The sequence below is a fragment of the Clostridium hominis genome (genome assembly GCF_014287825.1).
In the GTDB taxonomy this organism is placed as follows: Bacteria; Bacillota; Clostridia; order Clostridiales; family Clostridiaceae; genus Clostridium; species Clostridium hominis.
In genome coordinates this window covers 257,155-269,201 of the sequence record NZ_JACOOO010000001.1, presented here as the reverse complement: position 1 = coordinate 269,201, position 12,047 = coordinate 257,155, and the positions used below count along the sequence as shown (strand labels likewise).

Below are 12,047 nucleotides of genomic sequence, written 5' to 3'. Positions count from 1 at the left end.
GTTTTTTAATTTTTTGTAAAAAATGTGTTTTTTTCAATATAAATGATATCATATTTGTATTATAACACAAGAAAAAAAAACATAATAGCCTTTTTTACATATTTTTGAAATTTTTCTGACTTTTTTAAAACAAAAGCCTACTTAAATAAAGTAGGCCTTACTTTTAAGGTAAAATTTCTGCATCTTTTAACATCCATTCGATATAGATACCATATCCATAATCCGGTTTGTTTATCAAAACGTGAGTAACTGCACCAATTATTTTATCATTTTGTATTATTGGACTTCCACTCATTCCTTGAACAATTCCTCCAGTACGATTTAATAATTCTTCATCAGTTACTCTAATTACCATGCTTTTAGGACCTGGTTTATCTTGTGGCAGTAATTTTACTATCTCAATATCATATAATTTAGGGCCTTCTTCTCCAATTGTAGTTATAATCTGAGCTGGTCCTTCATTTATTTCATTTCTATAACCAACTTGCATAGGTGAATTAAACACAGGATTAATTAAAGGTTCTGTTGTTTTTCCATATATTCCAGAGCCTAAATTTTTGTTTATGCTTCCAATAGAATCTTTTTCATTTAAGAATAATCCTTTAAGTTCTCCTGGTGTTCCTCTTTGACCTTTCCTAACACTTAAAATTGATGATTTAAGCAATTCACCATCTTTTATAGAGAATATTGTATTTGTATCTGCATCAGTTATTGGATGCCCTAAAGCTCCAAATGTATCAGTATTTTCATGATAGAAGGTTAAAGTACCTATACCTGCTGTAGAATCACGAACCCATAATCCTAATTTATATTCCTCTCCTTCTTTTATAAGCTTAATTTCTTTTGTCAGCTTACTTTTTCCTCTTAGAATTTCAACACTTAAATTTTCATCACTACTTGATTTAACTTTAGCTATTAAATCTTTAGAACTTTGTATTTCAGTTCCATTTACTTTTAAAATCATATCTCCTAACTCTATTCCTGAACTTTTTCCCGGGCTATCCATAGTTCCATCTGAAGTTTCTATGTTAGAATAGCCAACAACTAATACTCCATTAGTTGATAATTTCACTCCAACACTAGTTCCTCCAGGATATAATTCTAAATTTGAAACTGTTTGAACTGCTACAGATTTTATAGGAAATAATCCTAAAAAATCTACATTTAATTTATCGTTATTCAATTTTATTTTGTTTAGAAAGCTGTTATTCTGTAATGAAACGTCTGTTAACTTTGACTCCTCATTGATATAAATTTTATCTGGTATCTTTGTTATACTTAGATAAGTTATTAAAGTCAAAATAAACATTGGAGCAGCTATTATGCTAAAACGTTTAATGAACTTCTTAATCATTTTATCTCCTCCTTTGCTTCTGACTTTAATTTTCCCTTATAGAATTTACAATATGCTGTGGTAACTTTGTTATTAAAGTCAAATATTATTAAGAGAAATAATTTTTTATAAAAAAAATAAAACCATGTTTTTTTTCCATGATTTTATTTTCTGCAGTATTACTCAATCTTATGTAATTATATATGATTTTTTTTAATTTCATCTTTTTTTAAATCAGCAAATTTAACCATTTCTGAGGCATTTTCTAATGCTACGCTACTTATTTCATCTCCACCAATCATTTTAGCAATTTCCTTTACTTTTTCATCTTTAGGTAATATCTTAATTCCAGTAAATGTTTTATTATCTTTTATCTTTTTAGATACAAAGTAATGATTATCTGAAAGTGCAGCTATCTGTGGCAAATGCGTAATACATAAAACTTGATGTTTCGTAGAAACCTGATACATCTTTTCTCCAACACGCTTTCCAATAGCACCACTTATACCAGTATCAATTTCATCGAATATAAGTGTAGGAATTCTATCTTTATCTACAAAAACACACTTTAAAGCTAGCATAATTCTTGATAATTCTCCTCCAGATAAAACTTTTTCTAACGGCTTTAGTGGTTCACCTGGATTAGCTGATACTAAAAATTGAACATCATCATATCCATATTGATTGAAATCTTCACACAACTCAACTTCTATTTTAATTCTAGCTTTTTCTAATCCTACATAAGAAAGTTCTTCTTTTATACTCTTTTGTAAAATTTCAGCTGCTTCAACTCTTATGATATGTATTTTTTCTCCAACTTTTCTCATTTCAGATTTAAGTAAGTCTAATTCTTCTTTTAATTTATTAATTATTACTTCAGAGTTTGTCAATTCCTCATATTGTTCTCTTAAATTTTTTAAATTTTCTAATATATCTTCAATAGAGTTTCCATATTTTCTTTTATAAATATCAATTTGATATATTCTTTCATTTATTTTAGCTAATTCATTTTCATCATAATATATTTCATCACCAATATCACGAATCTCTCTTGATGCTTCTTCTATAACATAATATGCTTCTTCTATTTCAACTCTTCTATTTTTAATCTTATCTAAATGTCCTTCTACTGATGATAGCTCAGTAATTACCTTAGATAAACCTTCTAATACTGATATTCCTTCATTTGAATTATGTAGATAACTATAACTTTTAGAAAGACTTAACGAAATTTTTTCTGCATTATTAAGTAGATTAAATTCTTCTTTTAAAGCTTCTTCTTCACCAACTTTTAAATTAGCTTTTTCAATATCGTCAATTTGAAACTTTATATAGTCAACTAATTTTTCTCTATCCTCATTTCCTTTAAGTCTATTTAACTTTTCTAGCAACTCTATATGTCTATTTCTTAATGAATCAAATTGACTTAATAAACCTTCTAACTTATCCATATAAAATTCATCTAAATATAAAATATGAGTTCCTTTATTAAGTAAGTTTTGGTTTTGATGTTGGCCATGTATATCTAAAAGCTTTTCTCTTATTCTTTTTAATTGAGATAATACAATAGTTCTTCCATTTACCTTTATAAAACTTTTACCAAAAATAGTAGTTTCTCTTGTAATTATTAATAACTCATCTTTTTCTATACCTAACTGGTCTAATATTTCATAAATCTCTTTATTTTCTATAGAGAAAATTGCTTCTACATATGTTTTTTCTTCTCCATACCTTATTAAATCTTTAGAAAACTTTCCACCTAAAACATAATCAATAGTATCAATTAATATAGATTTACCGGCACCAGTTTCTCCTGATAATATATTAAATCCTGCACCAAATTCAACTGAAAGTTCCTGAATCAATGCAAAGTTTTTTATATTTAATCCAATTAACATTGTACCCCACCTTTAGATCTAATTTAAGAAATGATCTTTCTTACTTTTAATATAAGCTCCTCAGCTTTTTCATCAGTTCTAACTAAAATAAATATAGTATTGTCTCCTGCGATTGTCCCTGCAACATCCTCTGTATAAAGATTATCTATAGCTTCTGCAACTGCTGACGCTGCACCTGTTAATGTTTTTAAAACAACAAATCTATCAACTTTTTCTGCAGATATTGCTGCATTTTTCAAAATGCTATATAGCTTATCATTTAATCCACGCTCTTCTTGAGTTGGAGCTACATATCTATATTTACCTGATGAACTTTGCATTTTAACAAGCTTTAATATTTTTATATCTCTTGATACTGTAGCTTGTGTTACATCAAATCCATTTTTTTTAAGCTCTTCTGCTAATTCTTCTTGTGTTTCAATCTCGGATTGGTTTATTATTTCTAGTACTTTATTATGTCTTTTTGACTTCAAACTAATTCTCCTCACCTTCTACTTGATTATTTAAAATCTTTTTACGTAACACTTTAAAATAATCGTAATCATCTAATAGTAATATTTTTGCATTTTCTTTTGATTTTTTTATTCTAATAATGCTTTTATCAATATTTTTCAAGGATTTTTGTCCATCAAAAGTTAAATATATCTCTTCACTATAGCTATCTGCTTTAATTTCTATTTTACTTTTAGCATTTAAAACTATAGGTTGCATACTCTTAGTATGTGGACAAATAGGAGTAATTGTAATAACTTCCATATCTGGATAAACAAAAGGACCTCCTGCTGAAAATGAATATGCCGTTGATCCTGTTGGAGTAGCTATGATCAATCCATCTCCCTTAAAAGTATAGTATAGCTTATCATCAATAAACACTTTAAACTTCATCATTCTAGATAATGTACCTCTTGCTATAACTATATCATTTAAGGCCTTATTCACTTCAAGCTTACTTTCAATATTGCTTTCACATTCTAATAAGATTCTATCTTGAATTATAAATTCATTATTCTTAATTTTTTTCAAAGCATAATCTAAATTATCTATTTCTATACTTGCAAGAAATCCTAAATTTCCAATATTAACTCCTAAAATAGGGTAATTATATTTTTCATTTATATCTCTTGCTACACCTAAAATAGTTCCATCTCCACCTAGAACAATAATTAAATCTAGTTTTTCTTTAAAGTCGATAGAACTCATATCAAAGCTGTTTAAAACTATAATATTAGAATCTAAAAATACACTTTTTAATTTTAATAATATCTTTTCTAGTATTTTTCCATCTTTATCTTTTGAAGGATTTAACGCTATAGCAATATTTCTCATAATATTTCCTTTTCAAACTCTCCTATACCTAAAGCCAGCTATTATAGCTGGCTATGTGATTGCTCTATTATTTCATCAATTTGATCTAGACTAAAATCTGATTCTTTTTCTTTATCTTTTGAAAAATATACAAGATACTCTCTATTTCCTTCTGGCCCTTTTATTGGCGAAAAACTCATTCCAACTATATTAAACTCATTTTCTATTAAATAATTAGCTATATTACTTACAACTTCTTTATGTACTGACTTTTCTCTAACTACACCTTTTTTTCCTACTTTATCTCTTCCAGCTTCGAATTGTGGCTTAATTAAAGCTACAACTTCTCCATTATCCTTAAGTAAATTTTTAACAGCTGGCATTATAGTTCTTAAAGAAATAAATGAAACATCTATAGACGCAAAATCTAATTTATCTCCTATATCTTCTGGAGTCACATATCTTATATTTGTTCTCTCCATGCAAACTACTCTTTCATCAACTCTAAGTTTCCAAGCAAATTGCCCGTAACCAACATCTACTGAAAATACTTTAGTAGCTCCATTTTGAAGCATACAATCAGTAAATCCACCGGTAGAAGCACCAATATCCATACATACCTTATTGTCTAATGATATGTTAAATTCATTCATAGCCTTTTCTAGCTTCAATCCGCCTCTACTTACATATTTTAATTCTTCACCTTTAAATATAATTTCAGCATCTCTATTTACTTTTTCTCCAGCCTTGTCAACTCTATGCCCATCAACAAAAACTAATCCAGCCATAATATTAGTCTTTGCTCTTTCTCTTGAATTACATATGCCCTTTTCAACTAAAAGTATATCTAATCTTTCTTTTTTTGATGACATCTTTATCTCCTTTATTCCTGTATCTCTACTATGCAATCTTTTATTCCTTTTGGATCTAAGCCTGCATCTTTATAAAGATTTGTAACATCTCCATGTGGTACAAACTCATCTTTAAAGCCTAGAGCTCTAAATTCCCCATTAAATCCCATCCTATTTAATTCCATTAATACATACGAACCAAATCCACCATTTACCATATTATCTTCAACAGTAACTATATTAAATCCTTTTTGTACTAATTCACTTAACATTTTTAAATCTAATGGTTTTATAAATGTAGCATTAATTATAGTAGGATTATATCCAAGTTCTAATAACTTTCTTCTTGCAATTAATGAATGTTGAACCATTTTGCCCGTAGCTATAATTGCAACATTCTCTCCTTCTATAATCTTTTCCCACTTTCCATAATTTATTTCACTAATCGGTATAATTTCATCACAGCAATCTGAACCTCTAGGATATCTAATAGCTACTGGCCCATTTTGCTTTATAGCCCATTTCAACATTAATGATAATTCATCTAAATGTTTAGGTGCTAAAACCTTTAAATTTGGTATTTGTGAAAGATATGATAAATCAAAAACACCTTGATGAGTTTCTCCATCTTCTCCTACTATCCCTGCTCTATCTATAGCAAAAATAACCGGTAAATTTTGGATGCACACATCGTGAATTATCTGATCAAACGCCCTTTGTAGAAAAGTTGAATAAACAGCAAATATAGGTTTTAATCCAGCACTTGCCATACCAGCTGCTAAAGTCGTTGCATGTTCTTCAGCTATTCCTACATCAAAAAATCTATTGGGGTATTTTTTTGAAAACTCTTTCAATCCAGTTCCGTCAGGCATTGCTGCTGTTATAGCAACTACTCTATCATCATTTTCAGCAAGCTCAATCATAGTATCTCCAAAGACTTTTGAATAAGTCTTTTTAGGATTTATATTAGTTTCTCCACTTTCTAAATCAAAAGGCGATACTCCATGATATTTATTGGGATTTTTCTCTGCAAATTCATATCCTCTTCCCTTTTGAGTTATTACGTGTACAATAACTGGTCCATTAATAAGTTTGGCTTTTGTTAAAACATCATTCATCATATCAATGTCATGTCCATCAATAGGACCTATGTACTTTATTCCCATGCCTTCAAAAAACATCGATGGTACTAATAATTGTTTTATACTATCTTTGACTTTATGTATAGAATTATTTAATACTTTTCCGATACTTGAACCATTTAAGGTAGAGCTTATATCTTCCTTAAGCTTATTATATCCTGGTCCTACTCTAAGTTTATTTAAGTGATTTGACAAGCCCCCAACATTTTTAGAAATAGACATTTGATTATCATTTAATACTATTGTAAGATTTGTTTTGTTAAACCCTACATCATTAAGCGCTTCTAAAGCCATTCCCCCTGTTAATGCTCCATCTCCAATAACTGCTACAACATCAAAATCTTCTTTTAGTACGTCTCTAGCTCTTGCTATTCCAACAGCTGCAGATATAGATGTACTGCTGTGCCCTGCACCAAATGCATCATATTTACTTTCACATCTTTTAGGGAAGCCGCACAATCCTTGATATTTTCTTAAAGTTCCAAATTTATCTTTTCTTCCTGATAACATCTTATGTATATAGGTTTGATGTCCTACATCCCATACAATCTTGTCTTTTTCAAGATTGTATGATTTGTATAAACTTAAAGTTAATTCAACAACTCCTAAATTTGAAGATAAATGTCCCCCAGTTTTTGAAACGCTATCGATTAAAAACGTTCTAATCTCTTGGGATAATTTATATAGTTCTTCAGTATCTAACTCATGAATGTCACCTGGAGACTTTATATTATTCAATATATTTCCCATACATCATACCATTCCTTTGTTTAATATTCTCTATCCAATAATTCATATGTTAAATTAATTAAATTTGTACTATCTACAGATAGAGTCTTCAGTATCTGAATACAATTCTCCGTTAATTCTTTACATTCTTTTTTACAATATTCCAATCCATAAAGCGATATAAAATTAGTTTTATCATTATTCTCATCACTTAATGTATTTTTTCCTAATTTCTTCACATTACCTTCTACATCAAGTATATCATCTTTTATTTGAAAAACTAAACCTAATTTTTGTCCAAATTCATTTAGTTTATTTTTATCATCTTCATTAGCTCCAGCTAAGATTGCTCCAACTACAACTGATGCTCTTATAAGTTCACCAGTTTTCTTTAAATGCATATAATTTAGTACATCTTTTGAAACTTTCTTTCCTTCGCTTACAATATCCACAACTTGGCCACCAATCATACCTTCTGGTCCTGCTGCTTCAGCAATTTCGACAGCAGCCTTTAAAGCACCTTCTCCATTTCTCAATGAAAAACTCATCATTAATGACATAGCTTCATTTAATAGCGTGTCTCCAGCTAATATAGCTATAGCTTCACCATACTTTTTATGATTTGTCGGCATACCTCTTCTTAAATCATCATTATCCATTGCTGGCAAATCATCATGAATTAGTGAATAAGTATGGATCATCTCCATAGCTGCTGCCATAGGTAAAATATCTTTCCAATTATCCTTGTACATACTATAACTTAATATCATTAATATAGGCCTTATTCTTTTACCACCAATATTTAAGCTATAGCTTGCTGAATCGTATATTATCTTATTATAATGTCCTTTATCGTTAAAATAGCTTTTTAGGTAATCATTAAGTGAATCTCTAATTTCTTTATTCTTCATCACTATTCACCACTTCATTTTCTTCTTTTATATTTATAAATTTGCCTTCTAAAGTGTTTAACGTTTTGTACAACTTATTTATCAACTTACTCCCCTTTTCATATTCCTTCATTGATTCCTCAAGAGTAAGTTCGGAATTTTCTAAATTTCTTAGAATATCCTCTAAGTTTTCAATCATCTCATTATAGCTTTCTTTTTTAGCCATTATAAATCTCCTCCCCTTTCTGTTAGGATAAAGCTTCCCTTAACATACCCATCTCTCAAAGTAATATTAATATCTTCCTTATCACTAAAATCCCCTACACTTTTTAAAAAGTTATCATTATCATCTTTAATTATAGCATATCCTTTTCTTAAGATATTTATAGGGCTTCGAGCCTGAAGAATTTCATTTAGAGATATTAATTTATGTTTCTCTCTATCTATCTTATTTTTAACAGTAAAATCTAATCTCTCTTTTAAATTTTGAACTTCTAAATATCCATTTACAATTTTATTTAGAGGAGATTTTAATCTTAATAACTCATCATAACTTTCTAGCAAGTTTTTTTCTACATCAAACTTTCTTTCCATTATCTTATTAAGATTATATTGATTATTTTCAATTCTATTATATATCTCTATTTCTAAAGGTGTTACTAACTCTGCTGCTTGTGAAGGTGTAGCTGCTCTTAAATCTGCAACAAAATCTGATATAGTAAAGTCCACTTCATGCCCAACAGCAGAAACAATAGGAATATTAGATTTAAATATCGCTATAGCTAAATCTTCTTCATTAAAGTTCCATAACTCTTCTATAGAACCTCCGCCTCTACCAATAATTATTACATCTACATTCTTTTTTCTATTGAAATACTTTATACCTTCAATAATAGTTTTATAGGCTCCATTACCTTGAACCTGAGCAGGATAAAGCATTATATTAACTAAATTATTTCTTCGTCTAATAACATTCTTTATATCTTGTATAGCCGCCCCTGTTTCTGATGTAACTACACCTATTGAGCTAATCTCTTTAGGTATATCCTTTTTTAATTCTTCATCAAAATATCCTTCTTTAGCTAATTTAGACTTTAACTTTTCAAACTTGATATATAGTTCTCCTATACCTTCCTTTTCAATTTCATCACAGTAAATCTGAAAAGTACCGCTAGCTGTATAAACCGACGCTCTCCCTTTAACAATGACTTCCATTCCATCTTCTAAAGGAAACTGTAAATCATATGCTCTATTTTTAAACATTATACAATTTATCTTGCCAGCAGAATCCTTTAAAGAAAAGTATATATGTCCACTTGAATGAAGCTTTAAATTAGAAATCTCCCCTTTTACAGAGAGATTATTTAATATAAAGTCATTATCTAATATTTTTTTTATATAATTATTTACTTCTGAAACAGATAATGTCTTAATCTTCATCTTTCTCTAATGCCTCACAAGAATTCTTTATTAGTAGTGTTGTAGTTAATGCTCCAACACCTCCTGGGACAGGAGTTATAAAAGAAGCTTTGCTAACTACGTTATCAAAATCTACATCTCCAGTTATCTTTCCATCAACAGAAGATGTTCCAACGTCAATTACAATAGCTCCATCTTTCACAAACTCATCATTTATAAACTTTGGTTTACCAATGGCACTTATTAATATATCTGCTTCTTTACAGACATCCTTTAGGTTTTCTGTTTTTGAATGACATACCGTAACTGTACAATTTTCCTTTAATAGCAATGAACTTAGAGGTTTTCCTACAATATTACTTCTACCAATTATTACAGCTCGTTTACCTTCTAAAATAACATTTAAGCTCTTTAAAATTCTTACAACTGAATTTGGAGTACATGGAAGGAAACATTTCTCTCCCATATATAACTTTCCAACATTCTCATATGTTAAACAATCTATATCCTTATCTGATGAAATAGTAGAGATAACTTTTTTCTCATCCATATCTTTAGGTAAAGGTAATTGAAGTATTATTCCACTAATATCTTCCCTATTATTTAAAGTGATAATCTCATCTATTAACTCTTCTTCTGAAATAGAACTAGGAAATAATATTTTTTCAAAACCTACACCTAACGATTTAGATATCTTTTCTTGATTATTTATGTAATAAATAGACCCTCCATCTTCTCCAACAAGAATAGATGCTATTTTCGGTATTATTAAGTTATTAGCTTTTCTAAAATTTACAAACTCTGATATATCAAGTTTTATTTTATCAGCTATAGTTTTACCTTTAATTATTTCTCCCATTTATCTATCTACCCCTACTTAAATATTCGTATAATTAAATACTTTTAAACGCTTTATCTAATACACCATTAATAAATGATACGCTCTTTTCATCTGAATATTTCTTTGTTAACTCAATAGCTTCATTTATTGCAACTTTCTCTGGTACGTCTTCAACATAAAGCATTTCAGCAACTGCAAGTCTAAGTATTGTTAAATTAACTTTTGAAATTCTGTCTAATTTCCAATTTACTAGTGATTCTGTAATTATTTCATCTATCTTTGATAAATTATCATTTACAACTTTAACTGCTTCTTTTACATAATCTAAATCTATAGTAGTAAGATCCATTCCATAATCTTCTACAAAGTTTTCTATTGTTTCTTCGTAAGAATTTTTACTTAACGCCATTCCGAATAATAATTCCATTGCAATTTCTCTTGATTTTTGTCTTTTCATAATTTCCTCCTAGGTACCAATGCATATATTATATATCTATATATAAACACCTATTTTATTAATATTATAAACTTATACTTTGTTAATTAAACATATGTATATTACAATATAATCTTACTTGTGTCTATAATAAATCAATTTATTAACTAAATTTTATTAAAAGAATGAGAAACCCTCTGCTGAACAGAGGGTTTTATTAATCTTCTTTTAGATTTTCTTGTTCTTGCTTTGGTACATATATGTTTTGAACACTTATATTTACCGCTTCAACATTTAACCCAGTTATAGTTTCAACAGTTTTCTTTACATTTTCTTGTACACTATTAACTACATCTGGAATCTTAACTCCATACTCAACCGCTACAGATAAATCTATAATAGCCTTGTCTTCTACTAAAGTAACTTTAACGCTTTTTCCTAAGTTACTCTTCTTACCTTTTAATATTTGTGATATGTTATTTCCAACTCCTTGTGGAAGTTCTATTATTCCATCAATTTCTTCAGCTGCTATCCCTGCAATTACACTAACTACTTCATCAGAAATCTTTACGATTCCTAAAGCTGAATCAGCTTTAACATTTTCCATATTAAACCCTCCTTAAGGTTTACACTTTTGTAAAACCTCTTTTTTCTTATGTTTATTATAACAAAATACTTTTATTATTACAACGAATTATTTCTTTGTTTCTATTTGTATGTCGCTTAGTGTTGTAATATCTTCAACTAATTGTTGTAATGAAGCAGTTTCTTCTGTGGTAGGAGCATCCTTTACTTTAACATAAACTGTAACCTTATTTGAGTCAATCATACATATTGCATCTTCATAACCTTTATTCATGATTCCCATTTCAACTCTTGATTCTTGTTCTTGAAGTTGAGCCTTTTGAATTAACGAATTATTTGCTATGTCTTTTGCTTCTTGAGAAGCGCTTGCATCTTCAGTAACTGCTTTCATTTCATTTTTAATTTTATCATCTGATTGAGCTTTTTTAGTTCTTAGGTTATAGAAATAATCTTGAGTACTCATTGTTTCCTCATCTGTATCATTTTCAAGTAACATTGCACCTAAGTCTGTTGGATCTGTTAATCCACGCTCATTCAATTTCATTGATAATACTCCAACACATACTATCAAAGCCATAAGAGTAAAGATAATCCCAAATTGTTTTTTTGTCATTTTAA

At 28.8% G+C, this 12,047-nt stretch carries 13 protein-coding genes; all 13 read right to left on the bottom strand.

Annotated elements, in window-relative coordinates:
* Positions 1–163: 163 nt before the first annotated feature.
* Positions 164–1,354, bottom strand: coding sequence for a SpoIVB peptidase (gene spoIVB / locus H8S20_RS01345; RefSeq protein ID WP_186859093.1), 1,191 nt, complete (start codon positions 1,352–1,354; stop codon positions 164–166).
* 176 nt (positions 1,355–1,530) lie between these two features.
* A complete protein-coding gene (recN, locus tag H8S20_RS01340) occupies positions 1,531–3,231 on the bottom strand; it encodes a DNA repair protein RecN (protein ID WP_186859092.1) in 1,701 nt (566 codons plus the stop codon).
* 23 nt (positions 3,232–3,254) lie between these two features.
* Positions 3,255–3,704 carry an arginine repressor gene (locus H8S20_RS01335; RefSeq protein ID WP_032118909.1) on the bottom strand — a complete coding sequence of 150 codons (450 nt, stop codon included), beginning with the start codon at positions 3,702–3,704 and terminating at the stop codon, positions 3,255–3,257.
* 1 nt (position 3,705) lies between these two features.
* Positions 3,706–4,557, bottom strand: a complete 852-nt coding sequence (locus H8S20_RS01330; RefSeq protein ID WP_186859091.1) for an NAD(+)/NADH kinase — start codon at positions 4,555–4,557, stop codon at positions 3,706–3,708.
* A gap of 41 nt (positions 4,558–4,598) precedes the next feature.
* Positions 4,599–5,408, bottom strand: coding sequence for a TlyA family RNA methyltransferase (locus H8S20_RS01325; RefSeq protein WP_186859090.1), 810 nt, complete (start codon positions 5,406–5,408; stop codon positions 4,599–4,601).
* A gap of 11 nt (positions 5,409–5,419) precedes the next feature.
* Positions 5,420–7,279, bottom strand: coding sequence for a 1-deoxy-D-xylulose-5-phosphate synthase (dxs, locus tag H8S20_RS01320; RefSeq protein ID WP_186859089.1), 1,860 nt, complete (start codon positions 7,277–7,279; stop codon positions 5,420–5,422).
* 20 nt (positions 7,280–7,299) lie between these two features.
* On the bottom strand, positions 7,300–8,169 hold the full coding sequence (locus tag H8S20_RS01315) for a polyprenyl synthetase family protein (protein WP_186859088.1): 870 nt from the start codon (positions 8,167–8,169) through the stop codon (positions 7,300–7,302).
* Positions 8,159–8,374, bottom strand: a complete 216-nt coding sequence (gene xseB / locus H8S20_RS01310; protein WP_032118914.1) for an exodeoxyribonuclease VII small subunit — start codon at positions 8,372–8,374, stop codon at positions 8,159–8,161. The genes H8S20_RS01315 and xseB overlap by 11 nt, the downstream gene beginning before the upstream one ends.
* Entirely contained in the window at positions 8,374–9,588 is a 1,215-nt protein-coding gene (gene xseA, locus H8S20_RS01305; RefSeq protein ID WP_186859087.1) for an exodeoxyribonuclease VII large subunit, read from the bottom strand. Before xseA ends, xseB begins: the two co-directional genes overlap by 1 nt.
* Entirely contained in the window at positions 9,578–10,426 is an 849-nt protein-coding gene (locus H8S20_RS01300; RefSeq protein WP_032118916.1) for a bifunctional 5,10-methylenetetrahydrofolate dehydrogenase/5,10-methenyltetrahydrofolate cyclohydrolase, read from the bottom strand. The genes xseA and H8S20_RS01300 overlap by 11 nt, the downstream gene beginning before the upstream one ends.
* Positions 10,427–10,460: 34 nt before the next feature.
* A complete protein-coding gene (gene nusB, locus H8S20_RS01295; protein ID WP_186859086.1) occupies positions 10,461–10,865 on the bottom strand; it encodes a transcription antitermination factor NusB in 405 nt (134 codons plus the stop codon).
* A gap of 196 nt (positions 10,866–11,061) precedes the next feature.
* Complete coding sequence (locus H8S20_RS01290; protein ID WP_032118918.1) at positions 11,062–11,451, bottom strand: Asp23/Gls24 family envelope stress response protein; 390 nt, start codon at positions 11,449–11,451, stop codon at positions 11,062–11,064.
* Positions 11,452–11,538: 87 nt separating this feature from the next.
* Complete coding sequence (locus H8S20_RS01285) at positions 11,539–12,042, bottom strand: SpoIIIAH-like family protein (protein WP_186859085.1); 504 nt, start codon at positions 12,040–12,042, stop codon at positions 11,539–11,541.
* Between the last annotated feature and the right edge of the window lie 5 nt (positions 12,043–12,047).